Annotated in this window: 24 protein-coding genes and 1 tRNA gene; 10 read left to right on the plus strand and 15 right to left on the minus strand. The window is 73.6% G+C overall.

What is annotated here, in order from left to right:
- Positions 1-52 precede the first annotated feature (52 nt).
- Positions 53-982 carry a hypothetical protein gene (locus MXD60_RS11240; protein WP_248818965.1) on the minus strand — a complete coding sequence of 310 codons (930 nt, stop codon included), beginning with the start codon at positions 980-982 and terminating at the stop codon, positions 53-55.
- 359 nt (positions 983-1341) lie between these two features.
- Between MXD60_RS11240 and MXD60_RS11245 the strand changes: the two genes are divergently transcribed.
- A complete protein-coding gene (locus MXD60_RS11245; RefSeq protein WP_248818966.1) occupies positions 1342-1845 on the plus strand; it encodes a phage holin family protein in 504 nt (167 codons plus the stop codon).
- A gap of 95 nt (positions 1846-1940) precedes the next feature.
- Entirely contained in the window at positions 1941-2855 is a 915-nt protein-coding gene (locus MXD60_RS11250; protein ID WP_248818986.1) for an alpha/beta fold hydrolase, read from the plus strand.
- Between the two features lie 16 nt (positions 2856-2871).
- On the opposite strand, the gene MXD60_RS11255 is transcribed toward MXD60_RS11250, so the two are convergent.
- From MXD60_RS11255 to nth, 4 genes are read right to left on the minus strand one after another with little or no spacing between them, the layout of a single operon-like run.
- Entirely contained in the window at positions 2872-4056 is a 1185-nt protein-coding gene (locus MXD60_RS11255) for a MarP family serine protease (protein ID WP_248818967.1), read from the minus strand.
- Between the two features lie 19 nt (positions 4057-4075).
- Positions 4076-4573: a cupredoxin domain-containing protein gene (locus tag MXD60_RS11260; protein WP_248818968.1), complete on the minus strand. Its 498-nt coding sequence runs from the start codon at positions 4571-4573 to the stop codon at positions 4076-4078.
- Positions 4574-4613: 40 nt separating this feature from the next.
- Positions 4614-5375, minus strand: a complete 762-nt coding sequence (locus MXD60_RS11265) for an NUDIX hydrolase (RefSeq protein WP_248818969.1) — start codon at positions 5373-5375, stop codon at positions 4614-4616.
- A 5-nt stretch (positions 5376-5380) separates the two neighbouring features.
- On the minus strand, positions 5381-6115 hold the full coding sequence (gene nth, locus MXD60_RS11270; protein ID WP_248818970.1) for an endonuclease III: 735 nt from the start codon (positions 6113-6115) through the stop codon (positions 5381-5383).
- 155 nt (positions 6116-6270) lie between these two features.
- Here nth and MXD60_RS11275 point away from each other — a divergent pair, with 155 nt between their 5' ends.
- Together MXD60_RS11275 and MXD60_RS11280 are read left to right on the plus strand one after the other, a co-directional pair.
- Positions 6271-6507, plus strand: a complete 237-nt coding sequence (locus tag MXD60_RS11275; RefSeq protein WP_248818971.1) for a hypothetical protein — start codon at positions 6271-6273, stop codon at positions 6505-6507.
- Between the two features lie 559 nt (positions 6508-7066).
- Positions 7067-7792: a Crp/Fnr family transcriptional regulator gene (locus MXD60_RS11280; RefSeq protein WP_518467750.1), complete on the plus strand. Its 726-nt coding sequence runs from the start codon at positions 7067-7069 to the stop codon at positions 7790-7792.
- Between the two features lie 199 nt (positions 7793-7991).
- Here the strand turns inward: MXD60_RS11280 and MXD60_RS11285 are convergent, their stop codons facing one another.
- The 5 genes from MXD60_RS11285 to sp36 all read right to left on the minus strand — a co-directional run bounded on the left by MXD60_RS11285 (position 7992) and on the right by sp36 (position 14767).
- Positions 7992-11759, minus strand: a complete 3768-nt coding sequence (locus MXD60_RS11285) for a tetratricopeptide repeat protein (protein ID WP_248818972.1) — start codon at positions 11757-11759, stop codon at positions 7992-7994.
- 476 nt (positions 11760-12235) lie between these two features.
- Positions 12236-13051: an MBL fold metallo-hydrolase gene (locus MXD60_RS11290; RefSeq protein ID WP_248818973.1), complete on the minus strand. Its 816-nt coding sequence runs from the start codon at positions 13049-13051 to the stop codon at positions 12236-12238.
- Positions 13052-13057: 6 nt separating this feature from the next.
- Positions 13058-14056 (minus strand): NUDIX hydrolase, encoded by a 999-nt coding sequence (locus tag MXD60_RS11295; RefSeq protein ID WP_248818974.1) that lies wholly within the window; start codon positions 14054-14056, stop codon positions 13058-13060.
- Positions 14057-14127: 71 nt separating this feature from the next.
- On the minus strand, positions 14128-14598 hold the full coding sequence (locus tag MXD60_RS11300; RefSeq protein ID WP_248818975.1) for a RidA family protein: 471 nt from the start codon (positions 14596-14598) through the stop codon (positions 14128-14130).
- Position 14599: 1 nt separating this feature from the next.
- Positions 14600-14767 carry a Sp36 family protein gene (gene sp36 / locus MXD60_RS11305; protein WP_248818976.1) on the minus strand — a complete coding sequence of 56 codons (168 nt, stop codon included), beginning with the start codon at positions 14765-14767 and terminating at the stop codon, positions 14600-14602.
- A 138-nt stretch (positions 14768-14905) separates the two neighbouring features.
- On the opposite strand from sp36, the gene bagA reads away from it, so the two are divergent.
- Positions 14906-15982, plus strand: a complete 1077-nt coding sequence (gene bagA, locus MXD60_RS11310) for an ATPase BagA (RefSeq protein WP_518467754.1) — start codon at positions 14906-14908, stop codon at positions 15980-15982.
- A gap of 85 nt (positions 15983-16067) precedes the next feature.
- Positions 16068-17378, plus strand: a complete 1311-nt coding sequence (gene bagB, locus MXD60_RS11315; RefSeq protein WP_248818987.1) for an ArsA family ATPase — start codon at positions 16068-16070, stop codon at positions 17376-17378.
- A 235-nt stretch (positions 17379-17613) separates the two neighbouring features.
- Here the strand turns inward: bagB and MXD60_RS11320 are convergent, their stop codons facing one another.
- The gene (locus MXD60_RS11320) at positions 17614-17970 is read right to left on the minus strand and encodes a WhiB family transcriptional regulator (protein ID WP_248818978.1); all 357 of its coding nucleotides are present in this window, start codon (positions 17968-17970) and stop codon (positions 17614-17616) included.
- Positions 17971-18987: 1017 nt separating this feature from the next.
- Between MXD60_RS11320 and MXD60_RS11325 the strand changes: the two genes are divergently transcribed.
- Positions 18988-21396: a penicillin-binding protein gene (locus MXD60_RS11325; protein ID WP_248818988.1), complete on the plus strand. Its 2409-nt coding sequence runs from the start codon at positions 18988-18990 to the stop codon at positions 21394-21396.
- 64 nt (positions 21397-21460) lie between these two features.
- On the opposite strand, the gene MXD60_RS11330 is transcribed toward MXD60_RS11325, so the two are convergent.
- Positions 21461-21937, minus strand: a complete 477-nt coding sequence (locus MXD60_RS11330; RefSeq protein ID WP_248818979.1) for a GatB/YqeY domain-containing protein — start codon at positions 21935-21937, stop codon at positions 21461-21463.
- 269 nt (positions 21938-22206) lie between these two features.
- On the opposite strand from MXD60_RS11330, the gene MXD60_RS11335 reads away from it, so the two are divergent.
- From MXD60_RS11335 to pyrH, 3 genes are all read left to right on the plus strand, one after another.
- On the plus strand, positions 22207-23073 hold the full coding sequence (locus MXD60_RS11335) for a metallophosphoesterase (protein WP_248818989.1): 867 nt from the start codon (positions 22207-22209) through the stop codon (positions 23071-23073).
- An 81-nt stretch (positions 23074-23154) separates the two neighbouring features.
- Positions 23155-23231: transfer RNA gene (locus MXD60_RS11340), tRNA-Pro, on the plus strand.
- A 404-nt stretch (positions 23232-23635) separates the two neighbouring features.
- Positions 23636-24433: a UMP kinase gene (gene pyrH, locus MXD60_RS11345; protein ID WP_248818980.1), complete on the plus strand. Its 798-nt coding sequence runs from the start codon at positions 23636-23638 to the stop codon at positions 24431-24433.
- 44 nt (positions 24434-24477) lie between these two features.
- On the opposite strand, the gene MXD60_RS11350 is transcribed toward pyrH, so the two are convergent.
- The 3 genes from MXD60_RS11350 to MXD60_RS11360 form a co-directional block, all read right to left on the minus strand.
- Entirely contained in the window at positions 24478-24912 is a 435-nt protein-coding gene (locus tag MXD60_RS11350) for a hypothetical protein (RefSeq protein ID WP_248818981.1), read from the minus strand.
- 113 nt (positions 24913-25025) lie between these two features.
- A complete protein-coding gene (locus tag MXD60_RS11355) occupies positions 25026-25472 on the minus strand; it encodes a nuclear transport factor 2 family protein (RefSeq protein WP_248818982.1) in 447 nt (148 codons plus the stop codon).
- Positions 25473-25572: 100 nt separating this feature from the next.
- Positions 25573-26578: AMP-binding protein (locus tag MXD60_RS11360; protein WP_248818983.1), on the minus strand; the 1006-nt coding region annotated here is incomplete at its 5' end.

A 26578-nucleotide genomic window follows, 5' to 3' on the forward strand; every position in this document is an offset into this window, starting at 1 on the left:
GATAGGCCACATATCCCCACCCTTCCGAGGTTGGGCGCCAGGCCGGGCCAACTCAGGCGCGCCCGAGGGCCTCGCAGACCGCCAGCGACTCCCGCGCGGCCAGTTCCATGGCCCGGGCGCAGTGCCGCACCCAGGCGGCAACGCCCTCCGCACCGCCGTGCACGTAGGCGTCGGCGGCCTCGCGGTAGGGCAGCACGGCATCCGCCGGGCTTGGCTCGGCACCCGCGGCGGCCGTCCCGTCCGCGGGCCCGCTGCCGGCTGGCTGGTCCTGGCCGGCCTCGAGATGGCCGACATCGGTGGCGGTGAGCGCCTTGGGGTCAAGACCTCGGCTGATGAGCACCAGCCGGGAGGCCGCGCGGGCGATCACACCGTCCAGGGCGCCGAACGGCCGCAGCGCGAGCAGCTCGCCGTGCACGACGGCGGCCACGACGATCGCGGGGGCGATGGTGGGGGCGACGAGTAGCCCGGTCAGGCCATCCAGCCGGATCGAGGTCTCCACCGAGGTGGGCGGTGGACCCAGCCGCAGCGGATCCGTGGCTTCGCCGAAGCCGGCGTCGGCCCGGGGCCGGCCAAGCACGTCGTCGGGCAGCACGCCGCGGCCCAGCAGGACGTGCATGCGCGCCAGCGCCTGCCGGGGCGCCCGCTCCCAGGCGGGTGCCAGCACCCCGAGCTCACCGTAGAGACGCACCGTTCCCAGCATGACCGGCGACAGCTCTCCGGCCGCCTGGTCATCGCTGTCCGTCAGGTGGCGGCGCAGGAACTCCAGCGCGACGTCCTCGCCTTCCAACGCCGCGCAGGCCCGGGCGGCCCGCAGGGATGCCTCCGTGGTGACCTCTGCGCTCTGCCGGCGCAGGATCCGATGCCGCAGCAGGGTGTCGACGGCCGCGCGAGCCGTGTCCGCCGCCTCCCGTATGCCGGGAAGCTCGGCGACGCGGGCAAGCGGGTCGGCGGCGAGGACTGATCCCGACGGTCGTTGGCTCACCGTTCGCACGCTACCGGTCCGCGTTCCGCCAGGCTGCCGGTCGGCCGGCCGCGGCCCGCCGGCAGTCGGCGGTGGACCCTCGCGCGGAGGGCCGTCGGGGGTGTCACAGCGCGTCAGCCGCGTCGTTCGCCCCTGCGAGAGGCCTGTTGGCGGGAGACTGGGGTCAGGACATGGGGTGCTGGACCGGCCGGTGCACGGGCCGGTCCCGCTGCGGCGTCGGCGGTGTGATCCCGCGGGGTCCGGGCCGGTGCCTGCCGGCCCGACCCGGGGTGGAGCACCGGCGCGTGCCACCCCGCGCTGGGCAATCGGCCGCGAGGCCCGACCGCTGCGGCGGGCGGCGGCCAGAGGGAGGACGAAGCGTGTCGTCGACTACTGCCGGGAAGGCGCCGGGTGGCCGGGAGCCTTCCCTGGGCGAGCTGGTGGCGCTGGCCACCCGCGACGTCTCACTGCTCGTCCGCCAGGAGATCAACCTTGCCAAGGCCGAGCTCGCCAGGCAGGCCGTGTCGGCCACGCTGGGAATCGGCTTCCTGGGGGTCGCGGCGGGCCTTGGCCTGGGGGCGCTGATCGCCATCACGGTCTTCCTGGGTGAGCTGTTCACCTGGGCGGGCGTCGAGCGGTTCTGGGCGTACGGGCTCACCGCGCTGCTGTACCTGGTGCTCGCGGGTGTGCTGGTGCTCTTCGCGGTGCTGCGTTTCCGCCGGCTCTCACCGCCCGAACGGACCATCCAGACGGTCCGTGACGACATTGCCTGGCTGCGCAGTCCGACCGCCGCCCCGGCGGGCGCCCCGGCGCAGGCCGCTCGGCCCGGCCCGTCGCCCCGTTCGGTTGCCACGCCGCCGCCGGGCGCTCCCGCCGGGTCCTGAGGCAGGTCCGGGTGCGGCCCCGCCGACGCTCGGACCAGCCGCTCACCACCACCGCCGGTGGCGGTGGGCAGGGGGTCTGCCATCCTGGCAGGGCGATGGAGGACACCGTTCCCGAGCCCGGCAGCGTACTGATCGACGGGCCGTGGCGGCATCGTGACGTGTCCGCCAACGGCACCCGGCTGCACATCGCCGAGCTCGGCCGCGGGCCGCTCGTCCTCCTGCTGCACGGCTTCCCGCAGTTCTGGTGGGCCTGGAGGCACCAGCTCACCGCGCTCTCCGCCGCCGGCTACCGCGTCGTCGCGCCGGATCTGCGTGGCTACGGGGCGAGCGACAAGCCGCCGCGGGGCTACGACGCGTTCACCCTGTCCGACGATGTCGCCGGCCTGATCCGGGCACTCGGCGAGCGGGACGCGGTCATCGTGGGGCACGACTGGGGCGGGCTGCTCGGCTGGACCACGGCGGTCCGCCATCCGGTGGTCGTACGCCGGCTGGCGGTCCTCGCCATGCCGCACCCGCTCCGGCTCCGCCACCAGATCGCCGTGGACCCCCGCGGCCAGGGCGCGGCAAGTCGGTACATGCTCGGCTTCCAGGTGCCGTGGCGGCCGGAGCGAGGGCTGGTCACCGGGGACGCCACCCAGGTCGGGACGCTGCTGCGGGGCTGGGGCGGGGCCGGCTACCCGGGCGAGCAGGAGGAGCGGCGCTACCGCGCGGCGATGCGCATCCCGGGGGTCGCGCACAGCTCGCTGGAATACCACCGGTGGATCTTCCGGTCGCTGTTCCGGCCGGACGGCGCGCGTTTCGCGAACGTGCTGCGGCGCTCGCTGCGGGTGGACACACTCCAGATCCACGGCGCGGCCGACCGGTGTTTCCTGCCGTCCACGGCGCAGGGCTCGGGCCGTTATGTCAGCGCTGCCTACTCCTGGCGGCTGCACGACGGCGTCGGGCATTTCCCGCACGAGGAGATCCCGGACGTCATCAACGCCGAGCTGGCGGCCTGGCTGGAATCCTGAGCGACACCGGCGCGGGTCAGTCGCAGCCCTGGGTGCTCACCGCCGCCATGGCGGTATGTCCGACGGTCGCCGAGGAGGCGACCTCCGCGGCGCTGAGCACGTAGCCGGTGTCGGAGTCGCCGATCGCCGCGGCGAACACCACACCGAGCACCGTCCCGTCCGGGGCGAGCAGCGGGCCGCCGGAGTTGCCCGGCAGGACCTGGCCGCGCACCGAGTAGATGTCGCGGACGACGGTGCCGCGTTCGTAGATGTTCGCCGCCCGGGCCCGCTGGTGGTCGCGGACGCGCGCCGCGACGGTGGTGTAGGGCCCGTCCTGCGGGTATCCGGCGATCACCGCCGGATCCTCCTCGGCGGCCGCGGGAGACGACCGGAACCGCAGCGGCGGGCGCTGCAGGTCCGGCACGCGCAGCACGGCGATGTCGCGGTCCGGGTCGAACAGGACGACCTCGGCGGAAAGGGTCCCGGTCGACAGGACGACGGTGGGTCGGCGCACGCCGGCGACGACGTGCGCGTTGGTCATGACGCGCTGCGGGGCGATGACGAACCCCGAGCCCTCGACCCGCTGACCGCAGGATGGGGCGACTCCGCGGATCTTGACGATGCTCGCGGCGGCGTCCCGCACGCCGGTGGCGGTGGTCGTCGCCGGGTCCGGCGGGCTGGCGGAGACGATCCGCTGGCTGTGGATGCCGGCGAAGACCTCGGGGAACTCCTGGCCGTTGGCGAGTTGCCGCAGGTCGGCGAAGGCGTCGCGGACCTGGTTCGGCATGCCGGCGTCCACGGCCGCGAGGACGCGGGAACTCGCCACCGACCGGGCGAGCGAGGTGTACGGGGAGCGCTGCACGGCGGTCGCCAGCAGCCAGGCGACGAGCAGCACGGACAGCGCGGAGAGCACCCCGCCGGCGAGGGCGTCGACGGTCCGGCCGGGCTGCCAGGTCAGTCGGTCGCGCATCGCGACCGCCAGGGCCGTCCCGAGGATCTGGCCGGCCATGGCGAGCCCGAGCACGACGAGCAGGCCGATGATCGCGCCGTGGTCCTGCTGGTTGATCAGATCGGTGAACGGCTTCGCGATCTTCGCGCCGAGGACGCCGCCGCCCAGGAAGCCGACGAACGACAGCGCGCCGACCAGAAAGCCGTGTCGGTACCCGGAGATCGCGAAGAGGACAGCGACCGCCAGCAGGACGACGTCGAGCAGATTCGGCACAGCGCCGTCCCCGCCCGACTCAGGTGATCTTCAAGGTGGCCGTCATATTGGGATGCAGCGTACAGACCACCTGGTAGTCCCCTGGCTTGGTCACCGTGAACGTGACGCTCTGCTTATCCCCGGCGGAAACGATCTTCGTGTTGGCGCCCGGGATGGTGGGGACGACGAAGTTGTGCGGCGCGGAGCCCGCCGCGACCGAGAAGTCGACCCGGATCCGGCCCGGCTTCGCCACCAGCTCGGAGGCCGAGAACTTCATACTGGGCAGGCCGGTCACCGCGAACACCTGGACGCCGTCCGCGCCGTCGGTCGCTGCCAGGGTCGGCCCGGCGGACGGGCTCGAACCGCCCTTCCCGCCGCAGCCGGCGGCTCCCAACAGGACGGCGAGCACCACCGTCAGCAGCGCGAGCCCAGCTCGTCGACCGGGGCCGCCGCGGCTCGGGGCCGCGCCGGAGCGCTCGGGCCGATCGTCGCGGCGCGGCTGGCCGGCCGCCACCGCGCGGTCCGCGGTACAGGTCATCGGTAGTGGCCTCTCGGGTCTGGAGGGTGGTTCGGCCGGCTCAGGGCGCGCTCGCCGGGCCGGTCGGCCGCGCTCCACCGGCGCCCGGTGAGGCTGTCGTGGGCGCGGAGCTCGGCTGGCGCTGGAAGGGGTAGTCGACGATCACGGCCGGGGTCCATGGCTGTTCCCAGCCGCCGAGCCGCAGCAGCCCGTCGAGGATCCCGGCGGTGAACCCCCAGACGAGCATGCCGTGCACCCGGAACGCCGGAGTGAGCAGGTCGGCCGAGTGGCGCACGGCGATCCGGTTCGCCGGATCGGCGAGCTCGGCCAGCGGCACCCGCGCGACGGAGGACGTCTCCGCCAGGTCGACCGGCCCCACCGCGCGCGGGCTGTGCCACCACGCGAGGACCGCAGTGACGAGGTGATGGCTGGCCCGCAGGTAGAACGGCGGAGTGGTGGCGAGTACCTCGACTCCCGCCGGGTCGAGGCCGACCTCCTCGGTGGCCTCCCGCAGCGCGGTGTCGACGCGGTTGGCGTCCGTGCTGTCCACCCGTCCGCCGGGGAACGCCGGCTGGCTGGCATGGCTGCGCAGCGCCGCGGACCGTTCGAGCAGCAGGACGTCGGGACCAGCCGGGCCGTCACCGAACAGGACCAGCACGGCGGCGGGTCGGGCGCCGTCGGCCTCCGGGCCGGGCACGGGCAGGGTGCGGGTCAGCTCCGCACCCGCCCGCGAGGCGACGGTACGCAGCCAGGGCGGCGCGGCCGTGGCATCGGTGGACGGCTCGGGGGGCGGCTGCGCGGACGGCGAGGTTGGTGTGGACATGTCCGTCACTGCAGCGCTTCGATGTCGCCCTGTGTTCCCCGCACCAGCCTGGCGGCCGGCTCCGCCTCGGTGGGCCCCAGCCCGAACGAGGGGCACAGCCGGGCCAGCGCGCAGGCGCCGCAGGCCGGCCGGCGCGCGTGGCAGTATCGCCGACCGTGAAAGATCATCCGATCGGACGCGACGGTCCAGTCCCGGCGCTCGATCAGCGCGGCCAGGTCCGCCTCGACCCGGACCGGGTCGGTCTGCTCGGTCAGCCCGAAGCGGCGGGACAGTCGCCCGACGTGGGTGTCGACGGTGATCCCGGGGGTGTCGAACGCGTGTCCGAGCACGACGTTGGCCGTCTTGCGGCCGACGCCGGGCAGCGTGACCAGCTCGGCGAGGGAGCGGGGCACCTCGCCGCCGAAGCGTTCGGTGAGCGCCGTGCCGATCCCGATCAGGGAGTTCGCCTTCGCCCGGAAGAAGCCGGTGGGGCGCAGGGTCTCCTCCAGCTCCGCCCGGTCGGCGCCCGCGTAGTCGGCGGCCGTCCGGTAGCGGCCGAAGACTCCTGGAGTGACCTCGTTGACCTTCTTGTCGGTGCACTGGGCGGAGAGCACGGTGGCGACCAGCAGCTCGAGGGCGTTGTCGAAGTGCAATGCGATGCGGGCGTCCGGGTGGATCTCGCCCAGCAGCCGAACGATTCGCCGGGCCCGCCGGGTCCGCGCGAGCGGCGTCTCGGTTGCGGCGTCGACGGCGGCGGGCATGTCTGGCAGCGTATCCGGCCCCTCGACCGGCCGGGCCCGCCATGGTCGTCGACGCCCGCCGGGGGTGGCCGCCGGTGCCTCACCGCCCACCGGACACGCGACACGCCCACCCCCGGTGCGGCCCGCGGCCGATCGTCAGCGACCATGGGGGGGTCATGTTTGCCATTGCAGCGGTCTGCTTTCCTCTCCTGCTTCTCGGTCTTCTGCTGGCGATGGAACGGGTGGAACGTCCGTTGAACGCCGCCGACACCGGCAAGGGACTCGAGGGCTTCCTGGACAACGCTCAGCCGGACGAGGTCGACACTCTGGCCAACCAGGGTCTGCCGGCGGCGCTGGAGCGATACCGGCGCCGGCTACGCCGACCGCCACCCGGCAAGCATCGGGCGGTCTGAGTTGTCGGGCGGTCTGAGTTGTCACGCGGTCTGAGTTGTCAGGCGGTCTGAGTTGTCAGGCGGTCTGACCGGCGTGCGGGTCCGACGGGCGGCCTCCCTTGCCATATCACATGGATCGCGACATACCGGGCTAATCGGGCCAGGCCCGGATGGGCATCGAGTGACCTCGCTTCCAGATGTGCCCTCGGTGTCGCCGACGCTGCCGCGGCCAGCTCGGACCCTGTCCGCGGACCCCCTTCCGGCGGTACGGGAGGTCCATGGCCGTCCGGGCCGCACCGCCCGCGCGGCGGATCGTCCTGCCTGTGGCCAGTCGGACCGTCCGATGGCGGCGGGGGACGATCGGGCCGGGGCCGCTTGGGACGATCGACCTGTCGGGACCCGGCCCGTCCGGGCGGCGGCGCGCTCGTCTCCCCGGGCCGGGTGTCCCGAACCGGGCAGGAAACACCCGGACGTGTCATCCAAAAGTGCCTGATCAGCCGACGAGCTTGACAATAGGTGCATGGTCGGTTGCAGCGTGTGTATGTCGGCGGGGTAATTTGAGGTGTAGGGGTCCCTGCTCGTGCCCTCCACCCTCACTCCTGGCATGCTCAGGACCGTGGAGGATCTGCTTGCCCGCGTACCGCTGTTCGTGGGGCTGTCCGAGCAGGACCGGCTGGCCCTCTCCGACCACCTTGATCGGCAGGATGTCACTCGTGGTGACGTGCTGTTCCGAGAGGGAGACGTCGGTGATCGGGTCTTCGTGGTCCTGTCCGGAAAGGTGAAGATAGGGCGTCAGTCTGCCGACGGGCGGGAGAACCTGCTGTCCGTCATGGGTCCCGGTGACCTGTTTGGCGAGCTTTCCTTGTTCGACCCCGGCCCACGTACGGCCACAGCCACCGCCGTCACCGACGCCTCACTGTTGTCACTCGAACACACCGCACTGCGCCCATGGCTGCGTTCCCGCCCCGAGGCGGGCGCGATGCTGCTGCGGGTGCTGGCCCGCCGCCTGCGTCGCACCAACGACAACGTCGCGGACATGGTGTTCACCGATGTTCCCGGCCGGGTGGCCAAGGCGCTGCTCGACCTCGCGGAACGCTTCGGTGAGCCGGCGCAGCCCGGAAACGAGGCCGCCGGTGTCCGGGTCGAACACGGCCTGACCCAGGAGGAGCTGGCCCAGCTCGTCGGCGCCTCCCGGGAGACGGTGAACAAGGCGCTCGCCGACTTCGCCACCCGCGGCTGGCTGCGACTGGACTCCCGCGCCGTGGTGCTGCTCGACCGAGAACGCCTGTCCCGCCGGGCCCGCTAGGCGCTTTCCTGGGGATCTTGGCGGTTCGGTGGCGCTCTCGACTCCGGCGCTGGCCGCCAGGGCCTCATCGGCGCGACCGGTTGCTCTGGCGGTTCCGGCGTCCGGTAGCGCGGCCGGGCCCGACCCTCCCGCTGGAGAGAGCCGGGCTGGTGGGGATAGTCGGGCGGGGGCGGTCGCCGTGGGTTCTGACGGCTGACGGTCACCCGGCCGCGCCTGCGAACCCCCGTGTCGTGCTCGCTGTTTCGGCGGTCCCCGTCCCGTGCGGGGCGTCCGCGCCCACGCCGCCGCTGCCGACCTGCCGTGATTGATCCAGCTCCTCCGTCGCGGCCGGTCGGTGCGGCGCGGCCGCGCCGCCGTCGGCTGGCCCGTCGTCGTCGCCCGCGGGCGTACCGGACGTCGCCGCACCGCCGCTGGGCGGCAGACCGGCGAGCAGCCGGCGGGTCTGCGGCGCCTCGCTGACGGCGTCGGTGGCGGTCGCCGCGGCCAGCGCCCGCAGGTAGGCCCGCCGACCGCCCTCGAGATCGCCGCAGGCCACCAGCGCCGTGCCGAGCGCCCGCCAGCCCAGCACCTGGGCGCGGACATCCTCAGCGTCGACCGCGACGGCGCGCCGGGCGACCTCCAGCGCCTCGGCCGGCTGGCCGGCGTCCAGCAGGATGCCGGCCAGGTGCGCGTAGGCCTGCCGACGGGGGAACATCAACGTCGCCGGTTCGCTCGCGGACAGCGCCTCCCGCAGCAGGTCCCCGGCGTCATCGAGCCGGCCGCGGGCCCGCGCGATCTGCGCGACCAGCACCTTCGCCCCGAGCTGGGCGTGTGGGCGAAGTTCCAGGTGCTCCAGATCGCTGAGCGCGATCTCGGCGGCCTCGGCGGCCCGGTCGACCTCGTCGGCATCGAGCAGGGTGAGCCCGAGCAGCACCTGGGCCAGCGCACCCACCACGACGTGACCGCGACTCGCCGCCTGCTCACAGGCCTCGGCCAGATAGCGGGCCCCGCGGGCCGGTTGCCCGGCGCCGCGGGCGGCAAGCCCGCGGGCGACGAGCACCAGGACCGATCCCCAGGTGTCCCCGGATGCCTCGAACAGCTCGGTGGCTCGCTGACTGTGGGACTCGGCCGTGGCGATGTCACCCAGCTCCGCCGCGGCGATCGCGTCGATCGTCAGGCAGACCGCCATGCCCCACTGCTCACCCACCGAACCGGCGAGTTCGATCAGCTCGCGGGTGAGCTTGCGGGCGCGGGTGAGCTGGCCGGACAGCAGCAGCACCAGCCCCTCGGTGCCGCGGCACCAGCCCAGCCCGCCGGTGTCCTCCAGCCGCTCGAAGACCGCGGAGGCCTCGCGCAGCCTTCGCTCGGCCTGCGGGTAGTCCCCGCGGGTGGTGGCGCTCCAGGCCAGATGCTGCAGTGCCCAGCCGACGCCGCGCGGGTCGTCGACCTGACGCGCGATCGTCAGCGCCTCGCGGTAGCGGTCCTCGGCGGCGCTGATCCGCCCGGCGTTGTACTCCAGCATGCCGAGCCGGCGCAGCGCTGCGGCCGTCGCCCGGTCGTCCCCGGCCTTGCTGGCCGATTCCAGCGCGGTGAGCAGGCACTGCGCCGCCTCCTCCGGCCGGCCCTGCTTCTGCCGCAGCTCGCCGAGCACGGAAAAGGCGGCGGCGCGCCGCGCCGGGGTGTCCGAGCGCAGCGCCGGGCGCAGCGTGCGCTCGGCCTCGTCGAGCTGGCGCAGCGCGACGAGCGCCTCGGCGTGCAGGACCCGGACGACGTTGTCCTCCCGGTCGTCGATCACGCCGCGGCCCAGCCGGCGCGCGTGGCCGAGCAGTTCGGCCGCGGCCCGGTGGTCGTCCCGGGCCAGCGCGGCGCGGCCCAGCCGGACATGCGCATGGAAACCGGACATCCGCGACGCCCACGCCGGATCTCCCGGCGGCAGGCTCATCGACGCGGCCAGGTCGTACGCCCGCAGGGCATGGTTGGCCACGAACGTCGACACGGACCGCGAGGAGCCGATCATCGCCGTGACGCCCCAGCGCGCCGCGGTGGCATGCCGGCGGGCCCGCTCCACCTTTGGCAGCCCGGCGTAGGCGACGTCGCGGGCCATCGGATGCACGAAGCGCCAGCGGGTCTCGCTCGCCCGCGGTGGACGGACGAGCTGGCGCTCGGTCAGCACGTCCAGCGCCCGGGTCACCTCGTCGGCGGGCCGCTCGTCGACCATCGGCAGCGCCTCCGCCGGGAAGCGCCGGCCGAGTATGGCGGCGGCCCGCAGCACCGCCTTGGCGGCCGGGTCGAGATCGTCGATGCGGGCGGCGAGCACGGACTGGACGCCAGCGGGCAGCGGGGTGTCGGCCAGTGCCCCGTCGAGCACCAGTTCCGCGTGCTCGCCGTCGCCGTCCCCGCGGGTCGGGTGCAGCAACCGGCGGTCGATGAGCAGGTTGAGCAGCTCGACGAGAAAGAACGGGTTGCCGTGCACCCGGGCGAGCAGGTCGGTTCGGGTGCTCGGTTCCAGGGTCCGGCCGCGCAGGTGGCTCTGCAGCAGCAGGCCGGACGCCTCGATGCCCAGCGGCTGCAGATCGATGCGGTGCACGTTGGGCAGGCGGGTCAGCCGGGGGCCGGCCCGGTCGAGCAGCACGAGCAGCACCGGCCCGGACAGCAGCGACGCCAACCTGTTCATCGCGTCGCTGAGCTGGCTGGTGGCCCATTCCAGGTCATCGATCACCACCAGGACGGGGTTGTCCCGTGCCATCGCGCTCAGCAGCAGCGCGACCGACCCCACGGTCGCCTCGATGGCGCGCTGCTCGGCCTCCTCCACGTGCGAGGCGCGGGCCGCCGGGTCACCCGGGGCGGCGGCGGCAATGCCGGCGGAACGTCGGTCGATCGGCACCCCGAGCAGGGCCAGCAGCCGGTCCGCGATGCCGGCGGGCAGCCGCGCGCCGGTCTGCGGATGGGCCAGCTTCGCCACGGTGCCCCGGACCCGGTCGGCCACCCGGTCCAGCGAGTCGCCGTCGGTGATCCGGCAGGCGTTGCGGACCACGTCGACGAGCGGGGCGAGGCCGCGGCCGTCGCCGTGGCGGACCGTGCGGCCCCAGAGCACCACCGCGTCCGGCACCCGCACCGCCTGGTCGGCGAGCTCGCTGGCGAGGCGGGTCTTGCCGATGCCCGCCTCGCCGACGAGCAGCGCGACCTGGGGCGCCCGCCTGGTCACGACCTCGTCGAACAGCGCCCGCAGCGTGGCCAGCTCCGCGTCGCGGCCGAGGAACGGCGCGTCGTCGGCCAGGCCGGGCCGGGCGACGTTGGACGGTCGCAGGCTGATCAGCTCGTAGGCGGGCACCGGTTCCCGCTTGCCCTTCAGCGAGAGATCGGCCAGCTCCCGCCAGCTCGCCACCGTCCTGGTCGCGAGGACGGTGTCCCGACCGGCGTACACCGTGCCGATCGAGGCGGCGGCCGACAGCCTGGCCGCGGTGTTCACCGTGTCGCCGATGACGGTGTAGGACAGCGCCGCCTGGACACCGGCGAGGACCTCGCCGGTGTTGATCCCGACGCGCAGGCCCAGGCGCCCCTCGGCGCTGTCGCCCGCGGTCTCGTGGACCAGCCGGCGGACGGTCTCCTGCATGGCGGCGGCGGCGCGCACGGCGCGCTCCGGGTCGTCCTCGTGGGCGGTCGGCGCGCCGAACACCGCCATGATGCCGTCGCCGGTGAGGTTGTCGACGCGACCGCCGACCTCCTCGATCTCGCGGGCGAGCGCGGCGAGCACCCGGTCGGTCATCTCGCCGACGCGCTCGGGATCACGGTCGTCGGCCCAGCCGGTGAAGTCGGACAGGTCACCGAACAACACGGTGACGACGCGGCGCTCCGGCACGTCGGACGCCGACGCCTCGGCGGAGCTGAACTCCAGGCCGCAGTGATAGCAGAACCGACCGCCGGGAACGGCTGCGGAGCCGCAGCGGGGACAGTTCAGCGGGCCGGTCTGCGGCGCCGTGATCACCATGGCCGCGGCCTGGTCGGTGTGAGTCTCGCGGGCACCCTCATACGCGGGCCTCCCGGGGTAGGGGACGGTGCCGGAGCCGTCGGCGGGCCGAGAGCCGGCCCGGTCCGGTCACGCTGTCTCCGGCTGGTCGAAGTCGTCTTCCTGCACACGAGCGGTTCCCTCCACGCTCGAGCTTAGTGGCCTGGGTCTCGTTTCCCGGCTGCTGTGAAGTCGGATGACCGACCGCGGCCCGGGCGGCGCCACGGGTGGTATCGGACGGTGGGGGAGGCCGCCAAGGTGACTCCGGCAGGCACGATCGGGCACTGCCCGGCAGCAGCCGCCATCGCGGCTGGCAGCGCAGGTCACAGGCCCGCTGGCCGTGGGCGCGGGGTGTTGCTGGGGCGGCGCGATGCCGAGCTGGCCGGCGGGTGTCCGGCCGGATCCGGTCCCCGCGAGGTATGCCGACGGTGGCAGCCAGCACAAAGTGCCTGGCCCTTTCAGGGCATGTCCGGCTGGGTGGCCAGGTAGTCCAACTGGGCCCGCACGGAGAGTTCGGCCGCCGGCCACAGGGCCCGGTCGACCTCCGCGTACACCCGGCGGACCACCTCCGCGGGATCCGCAGCGGCGGCGGTCGTCCCCAGCTCGGAGAGGGCGTCGCGAACCTGCGCCAGGCGGGCCGCCCGATGCTCGAGGTAGAGCTGCGCGGCGGCGCCGGCGGCCGGCAGCTCCGGCCCGTGTCCCGGCAGGACCGTGGTCTCGCCGAGCTCCCGCAACAGCCGGAGGCTGTCGAGGTAGTCCGCGAGCCGGCCGTCCGGATGGGCGACGACGGTGGTGCCCCGACCGAGGACGGTGTCTCCGGTCAGCACCGCGGGTCCCGTGCCCACCCCGGCCGTCGCGTCCCGTTCGTCCCCGGCCAGCAGGAACGACAGCGAGTCCGACGTGTGCCCGGGAGTGGGCAGGACCCGCAGTTCCACGCCGAGCAGCGCGAGCACGTCGCCGGCGGCGAGTCCCGCCGAGCCGAGACGGTGCGCCGGGTCCAGGGCGCGCACCGGGGCGCCGGTGAGCTGGTGCAGGCTGGCGGCGCCCGCGCTGTGATCGGGATGGCCGTGGGTGAGCAGGATCAGCTCGACCGGTCCGGCGGCCGCGGTGGCGGCGAGATGTCCCGGGTCGTCCGGGCCGGGATCCACCACGATGCAGCCGGGCTCGCCGGGGGCGCGCAGCAGCCAGGTGTTCGTACCCTCCAGGGTCATCGGTCCCGGGTTCGGCGCCAGCAGGACGGCGGCCAGCGCGGTGACCTGCCGCGGCGTCGTCATCGCGGGCTACGCGGGCTCGTCGGCGGGCGCGGCGCCCGCGCCGGTCGGGTTCTCGTACGCCTCGTCGTGCGGCAGCAGCCGGTGCGCCTCGTCCCCACTAATCATGATCCTCGGGATGATCGGCGACAGGTCACGCCCGTGCGCGGCCGCCAGCACCGACGCGACGTCGTCGTGCTCACTGAGCTCGGCGAGCGTGAAGGCGGTCGGCCGCAGCATCTGCATCGTGCCCGCGTCATGGCGTTCGAGCGCGTGGGCTGGCCGGATCCACTCCATCGAGGAGGCCTCCCGGTTCGGCTGACCCGGGGTCTGCCCGGCCGGCAGCGCCGCGACGAAGAACCGGGCGTCGTACCGGCGCGGTTCGATCTCCGGGGTGATCCAGCGGGCCCATGGCGCGAGCAGGTCGCCGCGCAGGGCCAGGCCGTGTTCCCGGAGCAGGTCGCTCAGCGCGAGCTCGTGGCTCTCCAGCGCGACCCGGGCGGCGACGCGCACCGCCAGTTCGCGCAACCGCGCACCGGGCTCGTCCCGACCGTCCGGAACGTCCTGGCCGCCCGCTCCGGCGGGGTACGTCGCCGGCCCGGCCAGCAGGACCCCGCACTCCTCGAACGTCTCGCGGACCGCCGCGCACACCAGCGCCTGCGCCAGCGCGGGGTCGGCGGCCAGGACACGCAGCGCGTCGTCGGCCGGCGGGCCGGCCCAGGGCAGGTCCGGCCCCAGATCGGTCGGATCCACCCGGCCGCCGGGGAAGGCGTACATCCCGCCGGCGAAGTCCATGCCCGCGGCCCGCCGCAACAGGTACGCCTCGACACCGCGCCCGCCGGGCGCGTCGCGCAGCAGCACGACCGTGGCCGCGTCGCGCACGGCCGTGGGCCGGGGCGCATCGGGCGCCCGGTCGCTGCCGCTGCCGCCGGCGTCGGCGCCGGCGCGGCCGACCAGGGCCATCGGGTGCCGCGGGCGGGCGGACAGCGTGGCTCGGTGCTCGGCAGGTCCAGCCCTGTGGTCGGCCATGGCCCCGATGCTAGGGGACAGACACCGCCGCGGGCTGCCGGTAGTGACGACGGCCGGTGTCGGCCGGCCGCTCAGCCCGCGGCGACCCGGACCACGATCTCGATCTCCACCGGCGCGCCCAGCGGCAGCGCGGCCACACCCACGGCGGAGCGGGCGTGCCGGCCGGCGTCGCCGAAGACCTCGACGAACAGCTCACTGGCGCCGTTGACGACCCCGGGCTGCGCGGTGAACCCGGGCGCGCTCGCGACGAACCCGACCACCTTCACGATCCGGAGCACGCCGTCCAGGCCGCCGGGCGCCTGCGCGGCGACCGCCGCCAACGCGTTGAGCGCGGCCACGCGGGCCAGCGTGGCGGCCCGCTCGGCGGTGACCGCGTCGCCGACCAGCCCGGTCTCGAGCAGGCGGCCGTCCACCAGCGGGAGCTGTCCGGCCGACCAGACAAGCTCGCCGTCGCGCACGGCGGGCAGGTAGGCGCCGGCGGGGCTCGCGACCGGCGGCAGCGTCAGCCCCAGCTCGGTCAGCCGCTGACTCGGGCCGGCCATCTCAGGACTGCGCCTTGGGACGCTTGAAGTAGGCCACGAGCCCCTCGGGGTTGGTGGGCGCGGGAATGACCTGAACCAGCTCCCAGCCGTCCTCGCCGAACGTGTCGAGGATCTGCTTGGTGTTGTGGATCAGCAACGGAGCCGTGAAGTACTCCCACTTCGTCTGCATGACACCGGACCTTAGACCACTGCCGGCAGGCCCCGGACAGCTCGCCCACGCTGGGGCACCGTGCCGTCGCGGACGGGGTCCCATGACTGTGGGCACCCTTGCCGTCCAGCGTGTGCCGTCCAGCGTGTGCCGTCCAGCGTGGCGCCGACGGGCCACGCGGGTACGGTCGAGGATGTGAGCGGCAGACGCACCGTGACCGACGACAGCGCTCCTGGCGGACCCGAGGCCGACGGCCCATGGGACCGACGGCTGCACATCGTCACCGGCAAGGGCGGCACGGGTAAGACGACGATCGCCGGCGCGCTCGCGGTCGCGCTCGCCACCGGCGGCCGCCGTGTCCTGCTCACCGAGGTCGAGGGCCGCCAGCAGATCGCCCAGCTCTTCGACACGCCGCCCCTGCCCTACCAGGAGCGCAAGGTCGCCAGCGCGCCCGGCGGCGGCGAGGTGTTCGGCCTCGCCATCGACGCGGACGAAGCCCTGCTGGAATACCTGGAAATGTTCTACAACCTGCGCCGGGCCGGGCGGGCCCTCGGTCGCATCGGCGCCGTCGACTTCGCTACGACGGTCGCCCCCGGCGTACGCGACGTGCTCCTGACCGGCAAGGTCAAGGAGGCCGTCAACCGGCCCGACGGCACCCGCCCCGGCGGGCTGGCCTACGACGCGGTTGTGCTGGACGCTCCGCCGACCGGCCGTATCACCCGCTTCCTCAACGTGACCGCCGAGGTGGCGGGGCTCGCGAAGGTGGGGCCGATCCGGGCGCAGGCCGACAGCGTGATGGCGGTGCTGCGGCCCGAGCGCGCGGCGGTGCACCTGGTCACGCTGCTGGAGGAGATGCCCGTCCAGGAGACCGTGGACGGCGTCGCCGAACTCGGCCGGGCCGGGCTACCGCTTGGCGGTGTGATCGTCAACATGGCCCGCCCGCCGCTGCTGAAGATCCGGGAGCTGCGGCTGGCCCGCCGCGGCGAGCTGGACCCGGAGGAGATTGCCGCCGGGATCAAGGAGGCGGGCCTGGAACCGACGCCGGCGCTGGTCGAGGCGTTGTCGTGGGAGGCGGCGCAGCACGCCGACCGGGTCGCGTTGGAACGGACCGAGCGGGCGGAGATCGCCGCGCTCGGCCGACCCGTCTACGAGATGCCGCTGATGGCGGACGGAGTCGACCTCGGCACCATCTACCGTTTCGCCGAGCTGCTGCGCGACCAGCAGATGGTTGGCTGACCCGGTGACCCCGACACCCGACGACGAACAGCCGCCCGCCCCGGCCGACGCACCAGGGCCGAAGGCACCGTCGCCCAAGGGGACGATGGCGAAGGCGGGCGGGCGTCGTGCGGCGACCGGCGCGAAGGCGAAGTCCGGCGCGGGTGGCAGCCGCCGTTCGCCCGGCAGGTCCGAGTCCGACTCCTCGCCGGGCGGCGGGGACGGCGCCGTCCCCGGCCGGGGCGCGAGCCACCCGGTCCGCCCGCATCCGGCCGGTGTGCCGCTGCTCGACGTGGACCAGATGCTCGACACCGAGCGCATCGTGGTGTGCTGCGGCTCCGGCGGGGTGGGCAAGACGACCACGGCGGCGGCGCTGGCGCTGCGGGCGGCCGAACGCGGCCGTTCCGTCGTCGTGCTGACCATCGACCCGGCGCGCCGGCTGGCCCAGGCGCTGGGCCTGACCGCGCTCGACAACATCCCGCGGGAGGTCGCCGGGGTCGACAGCACGGGCGGCGGGCGCCTCGACGCGATGATGCTGGACATGAAGCGGACGTTCGACGAGATCGTCCTGACCCACAGCACCCCCGAGCGGGCACAGGCGCTGCTCGACAATCCCTTCTACCAGTCGATGTCCTCCTCCTTCTCCGGCACGCAGGAATACATGGCGATGGAGAAGCTCGGTCAGCTCGACGCGACCTGTGAGTGGGACCTCATCGTCGTGGACACCCCGCCGACCCGATCGGCGTTGGACTTCCTCGACGCTCCCACCCGCCTCGGCACCTTCCTCGACGGCCGCCTGCTGCGGGTGCTGCTCGCACCGGCCAAGGCCGGCGGCCGGGCGTACGCGAAGGTGCTGGGCGCCGGGCTCGGGATGTTCACCCGGGTGATCACCAAGGTGCTCGGCGCGCAGTTGCTCACGGATCTCAGCCAGTTCGTCGGAGCGCTGGAGACGATGTTCGGTGGCTTCCGGGCCCGGGCGGAGGAGACCTACCGGCTGCTCGGGGCGCCGGGTACGTCGTTCGTGGTGGTCGCCACGCCGGAGGCTGCGGCGCTGCGGGAGGCGTCGTACTTCGTCGACCGGCTGGACGCCGAGGGAATGCCGCTGGCGGGGCTGGTGGTCAACCGGATGCACCACAGTGACGCCGCGGCGCTCACGGTGGAGCGCAGTCTGGCCGCCGCGGAGAACCTCGACGAGCATCGGGAGCATCCGCTCGCGGCGGCCGTCCTGCGTATCCACGCGGAACGGGTGCGGCTGGCGAGCCGGGAGGCCCGGTTGCGGGAGCGGTTCACCAGCGCCCATCCGGACACCCCGCTGGTGGAGGTGGAGGCGCTGTCCGGCGACGTGCACGACCTCGACGGCCTGCGCGTGATCGGGGCTGCGATGGCTCGGGTCGAGCGACTGGAACAGGCTGGCTGAGCCGAGCCTGCCCACGGGGACCGACGGGCCAGGGGGCTGATCCGCCCTTGGGCGATCGGCGGAGGGAGAGCTGGGGGATCCGGGCCGGGACGGCGCTGTCCTCGGTCGGAGCCGGACGCGGGCGGGAGATCCCTGCCGCGCCGGTCACGCTCGGATCAGGCGGGTCTGTCCCAGTACGGCGTCGGAGCGGTCAGGTGAGCGCGCCGGCCGGTCGGCTGGGACGTACCCGGCGGGGTTATCCGGCGGAGGCCGATCGGTGATCGGCCTGGGCGTCGGCGAGCAGCTTGCGCCAGGACGTGACGTCCGGACGGCGACGCAGCAGCGCGCGGCGCTCCCGTTCGGTCATGCCACCCCAGACACCGAACTCGACGTGGTTGTCGAGGGCGTCGGCGAGGCACTCGGTGCGGACGACGCAGCCGAAGCACCGGGTCTTCACCCGGTTCTGGGCGGCGCCCTGAACGAAAAGCTCATCCGGGTCGAGATCGCGGCAGGCGGCGTGGGCCGTCCAGTCGCCGTCGACGGTGGAACCCACGAGGCGGGTCGGGTTGGCGTGCAGGGTCGCGGTGACGGCGGGGGCCGGGCTACTGGTCATGCCACCTGCCTTTCTTCTCGAGTCCGGGTCAGGGGGCCCGTGCGGGTGGTGACGTGGCGTTGACCCGAAACCGTACGGAGTGGCGTTGCCACGGCACAGACCCCACACGGGTGGTTATCCAAATGACTAGACCGGGCCATTGATCCGGAACGCCGCGGTAGTGCTGTCTGTGACAGCGGTGTGGCGGTTGGGTGACAATCCGGTTTCGCCGCCGAACTGATGTAGTTCGTCCATCGTCACGCCGCTGGGCCGACATCGGAGCCCCGGTGCGACTGCCGTCGGGCAGCCCTGACCGTTCGGGCGGGAGGTGTGACACGCGTCCGGCAAGGTGGATGTGGAGGTCGTCACGCTCGTCCAGGGCTCGCCTGTGCCGGCCGTCTGCGAGCCGGCCGCCAGATTTGTCCCGTCCCAGGTCAGGGCGGTATCGACCTGCTTGGACGACCGTTCAACCGCAGTTCTACCGGCCGCACCATTCGGGCTGGGGCCGGTTGATCAGATGTTGGCCCGTATGCTTCGACTGGTGTCCCAGCCTGGCTGGACGGAGGTCCGTAGATGACCACGCCCCCCGGGTCCCCGGCCCCCTCGGGGCCGTCGTCCCAGGGCCGGCGCCCGGCGTCGCCGCCTGGCCGCGCGTCCTCCGCCGCGGCGCAGCGGAACTCACCCAACCCCCCAGGGCCCCCGCCCCCGGCGCGCGATGCGCCGCCAGCGCAGTGGGTCCCGGCGGTCGCGGTGGACGCCACAGCGCGGACCAGGGCGGCCGGCGCGACCGCCGCCGAGATCGGCAGCCTCTACCGACCGGGGCCCGGCGCGGGTACCGCGCGCGGCGCCGGGTCGCCTCCTGGCGAGGGCGGCGGCCGGCTGTCTGGCGGCCGGCTGTCTGGCGGCAGGGTGTCTGACGGCGTTGCCGGGAGGCTGGTGGGTGGCGGCCGGCCAGGGCGGGCCCGGCGGTCGATCCGGCTGGTCCGGCTGGCCGTCGGCGCCGGGCTGATCAGCGTGGCCGCCGGCGTCCTCGTCGGCATGCTCGCGCTGCCGGTCGTCGGCGCGGTCGGGCTGACCGCCAAGGGCGGCGCTGACGACTTCATGAACCTGCCCGCGAACCTGACTGTGCCCCCGCTCGCCCAGGCGTCGCGCATCCTCGACGCGCGCGGCAACCAGATCGCCGTCCTGTCCGGTGAACAGAACCGCGAGGTCGTGCCGCTCAGCCGGGTACCGCAGGTGATGCGCCAGGCCATCGTCGACATCGAGGACTCCCGGTTCTACGAACACGACGGGCTGGACTACAAGGGCCTCGCCCGCGCGTACCTGACGAACCGGGAGAACGGCGAGGTCACCCAGGGCGGATCCACCCTGACCCAGCAGTACGTCAAGAACGTTCTGCTGATGTCGGCCACCACGCCGGCGGAGAAGAAGGCCGCCACCGAGCAGACCGTGAAGCGCAAGCTGCGCGAGGCGCGCTACGCGCTCTATCTGGAAGCGCACCTGACCAAGGACGAGATCCTGGAGCGCTACCTGAACATCGCCTATTTCGGCGACGGCGCCTACGGCATCCAGGTGGCCTCCCGGCACTACTTCAACGTTGATGTCGACAGGCTCTCCCTGCCGCAGGCGGCGATGCTTGCCGGGCTGGTGAAGAATCCGACCGCCTATAATCCGGTGATTCATCCGCAGGCGGCCCAGGAACGCCGCAACGTGGTGCTCGACCGGATGCTCGAGCTGCACCACGTCAGCCAGGCGGACTTCCGCCGCGCGCACGACAGCCCGGTGGTCCTCGACCGGCCGGCGACCTCGGCCGACCCGTGCGCCGACTCCAGCGCGCCGTTCTTCTGCGCGCTGGTCCGCCAGCAGCTGCTCAGCGACAGGACCTTCGCGCCCACCGAGGAGGACGCGCGCAGGTTGCTGTTCGAGGGCGGTCTGACCATCAGGACGACGCTCGACCCGGTCGCGGAGCAGGCCGCGCAGTCGGCCGCCAGCGACATCATCCCGGTCGGTAACCGGGTGGCGGCGAACGTGGTGATGATGCAGCCCGGTACCGGTCAGGTGCTGGCCGTGGCGATCAACCGCCAGTACGGCCCCAGCGACGACGGCAAACCGCCCAGCGAGACCACCGACTTCACGCACACGAAGCAGGTCTACCCGGTGGACGAGAACTCCTTCAGCCCGGGATCGACCTTCAAGGTGTTCACCCTCATCTCCGCGCTCGAGGCGGGCCTGCCGCTGTCCACGACGCTGCACGCGCCGGTCTGCTACCACTCGAACGTCTTCAACAACCCGGCGCCGAAGGACTGCTTCGGCAACGCGGATCCGAGCGAGGACGGTTTCTACTCGCTGACGACCGCGACCTGGGGTTCGGTCAACACCTACTACATCCAGCTCGCCGAGAAACTGGGCGTGCGGCGCACCGCTGACATCGCCCGGCAGATGGGCGTGTCCTCCTGCCGCATCCGGGAACAGGGCAACGACGACCCGGAATGCAAGGACATCGACGGCATCGGCTCACGCGACGGGTCGGCGGTCCTCGGCGCCAACGAGATCAGCACGATGGACCTGGCGACCGCCTACTCCACCCTGGCCGCGCGGGGCCGGCGCTGCGACCCGCGCACGGTGTCCGCGATCACCCAGCGGGTCGGCGGCGCCGACCGGCCCCTGCCGTTCAACGCGGGCGCGTCCTGCGAACAGGTGCTCGACCCCGAGATCGCGGACACGGTCAGCGCCGTCCTGCAGGGCGTCATCAACCACGGCACCGCCAGCGGCAACGCCCAGATCGGCCGGCCGGCAGCGGGCAAGACGGGAACCGCCGAGGGCTTCAGCACGGCCTCCTTCGCGGGCTACATCCCGCAGCTCGCCACCGCCGTGACCCTCGCCGACCCCCGCGGGCCGCAGTCGCACCCGCTGACCGACGTGTTCGGCCGCAACGTCTTCGGCGGCGGCTACCCGGCGCAGATCTGGGCCCGCGCGATGACCCGCACGATCAACGGTCTCAACCTGCCGGTCGCGCCGCTGCCGCCGGAGGACCTGACCCAGCCGCAGGTGCCGACGAAGGTCGTGCCCAACGTCATCGGCCAGCCGCAGCAGGTCGCCGAGCAGATTCTCGCCCAGCTCGGCTTCCACACCTCGGCGCAGCCGGTGCCCGCCCCGTTCGCACCAGGGACGGTGGTGAACATGTCGCCGGCCCCGGGCAGCCAGGTGTCGCTCAACACCGAGGTGCAGCTCCAGATCTCCGGCGGGCTGACCGGAGTGCCGGTGCTGCCGGGCAGCGGGACACCGCAGCCGGGCACGGGCCTGCAACCCGGCGGGGCGCCGGTGCCCGGCACCACCTTCCAGACGAGCCCGCGCGAGCAGCTGGGCGCGGCCCTCGGTGGCGGGGCGACCGCGACAGACGCCGCCGCCGGCGGTCGCCGCGGCCGGGGCCGGGGCCGGGGCCGCTAAGCCCTGCCCCGTCGGGCGGGGCGGCCGGCGGCCCCGCCGCGCCTCGGCCTGCTGGTGGGCCGGCTCAGCTGCCGGTGAGGCGCGCCTTCACCAGGGCGGCGACGCGCCCGCCCTCGGCCCGACCGGCGACCGCGGCCTGCACGGACCTCATCGCCGGGCCGATCGCCTTCGGCCCGCTCAGACCGAGCTCGCCGAGCACCCGATCGATGATCTCGGTCAGCTCGTCGTCTCCGAGCTGGCTGGGCAGGTAGGCGCCCAGCACCTCGCCCTCGGCGCGTTCCCGCTCCGCCGAGTCCGTCCGCCCCGCGTCCGCGTAGGCCTCCGCTGCCTCCCGGCGCTTCTTCACCTCGCGCGTGAGGACCTTGAGGACCTCCGCGTCGTCGAGGGTGCGTGCGGTGTCGCCGGCGACCTCGGCATCCTTCACGGCGGCCAGGGCCAGCCGCAGGGTCGAGGTCCGCAGCTGGTCGCGGGACTTCATCGCCGCGGTCAGGTCGGTCCGGAGCCGCTGCTGCAGTGGGCTCCGTTCCGTGGGGGTGCTCATAGTCAGAGGAGCCTATGGGCCGATGGGCGACCTGGTCACGCCCGACCACGCCGGGGTGGTGGCTGTGGCGGGAGGTCGGCGAAGTGAGACCGTGGGGCCCGCAGAGGCGCGGCGGCGCCGCCTGGAGGTGGTGCCACGCACGGGCCGGTAGGTGGTGGAGCCGGTAGGCGGTGGAGAGGAGACGGCGGTGCCAGGAGGAGACGGCGGTGGGTGAGGTTCGCAGGACGGCGCGGAGGCTGGCCGGGCTGGGTGCGTCGGCCACCGCAGCCATGATCGCCTATGGCGCGGGCTACGAGCGCACGGCCTACACGCTGCGCCGGGTGCCTGTCCCCGTGCTGCCCGACGGGACGCGGCCGCTGCGCGTCCTGCACCTGTCGGATCTGCACGTCACCGCCGGGCAGCGGGACAAGCTGGCCTGGCTGTCGGAGCTGGCCCGGCTGGTGCCGGACCTCGTCGCGCTGACCGGGGACGTGGTGTGCGCGAACGAGGCCCGCGGTCCGCTGCTGGCCGCGCTGGAGCCGCTGTTCGCCTTTCCCGGCGTCTTCGTCCCCGGGAACAACGACTACTTCGTGCCGACCCCACGCAGCCCGCACCGGTACCTGCGCCGGGATGCCCCCGCTGATCCCCGCGGTGAACCCCTGGACTGGCCGGCGCTGGCCCGGGCGCTGGCCGTGGACGGCGGCTGGACGGAGCTGACCAACGCGCGGACCGTCGTGGGGCTCGCGGGCCTGCGGCTCGACCTGCGCGGAGTGGATGACGCTCGGCTGCGTCGCGATCGACCCGCGCTGGTGGCCGGGCCACCGGAAGCCGGTACCGACGTCGCGATCGGTCTGTCGCACACGCCGGAGCCGCGGGTGCTCGACGCCTTCGCCGCCGACGGCGTCGGTCTCGTGCTTTCCGGCCACACCCACGGCGGCCAGGTCCGGCTGCCCGGCCTCGGTGCGCTGGTGAGCAACTGCGGCCTGGACCGGGCCAGGGTGCGTGGGCTGTCCCGCCACGGGGGTGCCGGCGGTCCGACCTGGGTGCACGTGTCGCCCGGCCTGGGTACGTCCCCGTACGCCCCGATCCGGCTGGGCTGCCGGCCGGAGGCGACGTTGCTGAGCCTGGTGGCGAGCCCCGCCGCGGCCAGGGGGTGACGGAGGTGCCGGCCGCCGGGCCGGATCGACCCCCCTGCCGCCGCGACGTCCCGTCCGTCAGGTATGCTTCTCCTCGGTCGACGGGGTGTGGCGCAGCTTGGTAGCGCGCTTCGTTCGGGACGAAGAGGTCGTGGGTTCGAATCCCGCCACCCCGACCAGTTGTTGCAGGTATGAGCCCTGGCCATCGAATCGGATGGCCAGGGTTCGATTTTTTTCGAGCCGAGAGATTCGGCCGCTGGCGCAGCATCCGGGTCGGCGCACTCCTCCTGCCCGATTTGCCCTGCCTGGTTGGGCGCCGAAAACCGCGGTAACCGGACGGCGCAGCGCGGGCACGTTGCGGTGCCGATGTTCCTCCTCGCGGCGTTCGGCCATCCGTTGCCATCCGCGGGCCCGGTCCAGCTTGCGCGGGCGTTGATGGTGGCGCGGCTTCGGGCGGTGGCCAAGGTGGGGCATTTGGTGGCCGACCGGACGTGGTGTCGCGCGGGATGCGGAGTGTTCTACCGTGTACCCAGCACCCGCCGGGCCTCATGATCTATCAGGCGCCCGACTACGTTAAGATCGCATGATGGAAAAGGGGAAGCGGGAGACTGTGGCCAAATACCGTCGAGTGGTCGTGAAGCTGAGTGGGCGGGCAATCGCCGGCTCCGCGGAATTCGGGTTTGACTCAAACGCGCTGGAGCATCTGGCCAGGGAAATCATTGCGGTCCGGCAGTCCGGCGTCGAGGTGGCGATCGTCGTCGGCGGCGGTAACCTCTTCCGCGGTAACCAGTCCGACCGGTGGGGAATCGACCGGGTGGAGGCCGACAACATCGGCATGCTCGGCACCGTCATCAACAGTCTGCTGCTGCGCGGGAAGCTGACGGCGCTCGGCGAGGACAACCTGCGGGTGATGACGGCGGTTCCGGTTCCCGCGGTGGCGGAGCCCTATATCCGGCTGCGCGCGGTGCACCTGCTGGAGAAGGGGGCCACCGTGATTCTTGCCTGCGGTAACGGGCAGCCCTTCCTCACCACCGACTACCCTGCCGTCCAACGTGCGCTGGAGCTTGGTGCCGATGCGGTGCTCGCGGCGAAGGATGGCGTCGACGGCGTCTACGACAGTGATCCGAAGATCAATCCGGAGGCGCGGCGCTTTTCGCACCTCAGTTACGACGAGGTAATCAGCCGCGGGCTGCGGGTGATGGACCAGTCAGCATTCATTCTGGCTCGGGACTTCGGTATCCCGCTGCACATCTTCGACATCGAGCAGCAGGGCGCAATGACGGCGATCTGCCGGGGAGAACACCGCGGCACCATCATCTCCGGCGACAGCGGCGAGCCGGCCGAGCCCGCGCTCGCGGAATCGGCCGAGTCGACGGTCTGAGGCGGACTGCCGGGCGTACGCCGGGCGGCGCACGCCCGGGACGGTCAGCCGCAGGAGTAGGAGACGGCCTGCGAGGTGTCCTTCGCCGTGACTCCGTTCGCGGTCGCGGTGGTCACGGTCTTGAACTGGGTCTGGCCGCCGAAGTTGCAGGGGACGGTCGCGCCGTCGCCGACCCCGGTGCCGCCCCAGAAGGACCTGCTCACCGGCTGGCCGGCGTCGGTCCACTTGCCGCTGGCGTACTTCCGTAGCTGGTTGGTGATGGTGATGTTGCCGGAGTACCAGTTGTCGCAGACGACGCTGCCGTTACCGAAGATCGTCGCGCCGCCGGTCGGCAGCCAGGCGGTGACGCTGCAGCCGGTCGACGGCAGGGACGCCGAGGCGGAGGCCGGTGCGGCGGCGGCGGCGCCGAGGAAGGACGCCGCCATGGTGCCGCTCGCGCCGATGGCCGCGAACCGCAGGGTCGAGCGGGTGCGGGGCAAGGTGACCTCCTGAGGTGGGATCGTCGGGTGCGCGGGATGGATGGTTGGTGTGACGACCAGGCAGGGTGCTGCCTGACGGGGGTGGCCGGGGCCGCCCGGGCCGAGGCGGGTGTTCAGACCGCGGTCGACCCGACGGAGTAGACCCGTCGTGGCGGTGCCCCGAAGAAGGTGCTGACGGTCGCCAGCCTCGGTTCGTCGGTGAAGGTGACGGCGTCCAGGCCGACCAGGACGACCTGTCCGATGCTGTCGCGCAGGCCCCACTCCCAGCGCGCGCAGTGGTGGTGCACGTCGACGCCGCTGGTGCGGATCGGCCGGTGGCCCGGATAGGGCGCCAGGAACTCGCCGATGAGCTCGGCGAGCCGCGCGACACCGACGGCCTCTCCCAGCGGGTTCGCATAGACCACGTCGGGTGTGCAGCAGGTGGACAGCAGTTTCGCCCGGGGGACGAGCTCGCCTTCCGTCCAGGCCGCGTAGAGCCGGTCGGCGAGGGTGGCCATCCGCCGCGCCGTCGCCGCGTCCGCGCCGTACGGCTCGTGGCGCGCCACGGGCATCATGGTCATCGCGGCCGCCGAGGAGGAGTCGGCCGGTGCGAGTTCGGCATCAGGGGGCAGGCCTTTCGTGAACAGGAGTCCCCGCCCGTCGGTCCGCGCGGGGACGGCGTCAGGGAGCGAACCGCCGGCGTGCCTCGGCCCGCTGGAGCTTGCCGGACGGTGTCTTCGGCACCGAGCCAGGGGCCAGCACGACCACGGTGTGCGGGGTGACGCCGAGGGCGGACCGGACCTCGTCCGCGACGGCGCGCCGCAGCGCCGCGTGATCGGCCGACCTGGTCTCGACGGCGACGGCCAGCCCCTCGCCGCCGGGATGACCCGGGCGTTCGTAGTGGAACGCGACGATGTTCCCGACACGGGCGCCCTCGGCCCGCGCGGCGGCGCGCTCCACCTCCTCGGGGTAGATGTTGCGACCACCCAGGATGATCACGTCCTTGCGGCGCCCGCAGACGACGAGCTCGCCGTCGACCGCGTACCCGAGGTCGCCGGTCTCCAGCCAGCCGTCCCGCGCGCCCAGCCGCACCGCCGAATCCGGGTCGTCCTGGTAGGCGGCCGCCACCGAGGTGCCCTGCACCTGCACCTCGCCGACCGCCCGCGCGGGCAGCACCACGCCCGAGTCCGGATCGACGATGCGCACGGCCAGCCCCGGGATCGGCGCTCCGAGCCGGGCGAGGCGCCGGGCCCGCACGCCGCGGCCTGCGGACTCGACACGACCTGGGACCTCGGCGCCGGGCTGGTCCGCCTCGGGCGAGTCGGCCGGGGCGACGGGCCGCGCGGTGCCGGCGGCCAGCGCGTCCGCGTCGACGGTGTCGTAGCGCGGCCCACGGCCGACGGCGGAGAACGTGACCGCGACCGTGGCCTCGGCGAGCCCGTAGGCCGGCATGAAGGCCCCCGGCTGGAAGCCGTGCTCGCCGGCGGCGGCCAGGAAGTCGTCGACGACCGCGGGATCGATCGGTTCCCCGCCGCACAGCGCGTAGGTCAGGCAGGACAGGTCGAGGCGGGGGGGGGGGGGGGGGGGGCGGCGCCGCGCCCGCCCCCCCCCCGCCGGCCCCGCCGCTGTCCGCGCGGGCCGCGGTGCCGTTGGACGAGGTCGCCCTGGAGATGGCGGTCGACGGTTC

The organism is Frankia sp. AgB32, assembly GCF_023243045.1.
Taxonomy (GTDB): domain Bacteria; phylum Actinomycetota; class Actinomycetes; order Frankiales; family Frankiaceae; genus Frankia.

Coding starts and splice junctions, on each gene's coding strand:
- MXD60_RS11325 (WP_248818988.1), top strand. CDS start 18,988: ATGCTCGCGCTGCCGGTCGTCGGCGCGGTCGGGCTGACCGCCAAGGGC.
- MXD60_RS11250 (WP_248818986.1), top strand. CDS start 1,941: ATGGAGGACACCGTTCCCGAGCCCGGCAGCGTACTGATCGACGGGCCG.
- MXD60_RS11285 (WP_248818972.1), bottom strand. CDS start 11,759: ATGGTGATCACGGCGCCGCAGACCGGCCCGCTGAACTGTCCCCGCTGC.
- MXD60_RS11275 (WP_248818971.1), top strand. CDS start 6,271: ATGTTTGCCATTGCAGCGGTCTGCTTTCCTCTCCTGCTTCTCGGTCTT.
- MXD60_RS11265 (WP_248818969.1), bottom strand. CDS start 5,375: ATGTCCACACCAACCTCGCCGTCCGCGCAGCCGCCCCCCGAGCCGTCC.
- MXD60_RS11300 (WP_248818975.1), bottom strand. CDS start 14,598: ATGGCCGGCCCGAGTCAGCGGCTGACCGAGCTGGGGCTGACGCTGCCG.
- MXD60_RS11355 (WP_248818982.1), bottom strand. CDS start 25,472: ATGACCATGATGCCCGTGGCGCGCCACGAGCCGTACGGCGCGGACGCG.
- bagB (WP_248818987.1), top strand. CDS start 16,068: ATGGCGAAGGCGGGCGGGCGTCGTGCGGCGACCGGCGCGAAGGCGAAG.
- nth (WP_248818970.1), bottom strand. CDS start 6,115: ATGCCCGCCGCCGTCGACGCCGCAACCGAGACGCCGCTCGCGCGGACC.
- MXD60_RS11295 (WP_248818974.1), bottom strand. CDS start 14,056: ATGGCCGACCACAGGGCTGGACCTGCCGAGCACCGAGCCACGCTGTCC.
- MXD60_RS11330 (WP_248818979.1), bottom strand. CDS start 21,937: ATGAGCACCCCCACGGAACGGAGCCCACTGCAGCAGCGGCTCCGGACC.
- pyrH (WP_248818980.1), top strand. CDS start 23,636: ATGATGGAAAAGGGGAAGCGGGAGACTGTGGCCAAATACCGTCGAGTG.
- MXD60_RS11260 (WP_248818968.1), bottom strand. CDS start 4,573: ATGACCTGTACCGCGGACCGCGCGGTGGCGGCCGGCCAGCCGCGCCGC.
- MXD60_RS11290 (WP_248818973.1), bottom strand. CDS start 13,051: ATGACGACGCCGCGGCAGGTCACCGCGCTGGCCGCCGTCCTGCTGGCG.
- sp36 (WP_248818976.1), bottom strand. CDS start 14,767: ATGCAGACGAAGTGGGAGTACTTCACGGCTCCGTTGCTGATCCACAAC.
- MXD60_RS11335 (WP_248818989.1), top strand. CDS start 22,207: ATGATCGCCTATGGCGCGGGCTACGAGCGCACGGCCTACACGCTGCGC.
- MXD60_RS11320 (WP_248818978.1), bottom strand. CDS start 17,970: ATGACCAGTAGCCCGGCCCCCGCCGTCACCGCGACCCTGCACGCCAAC.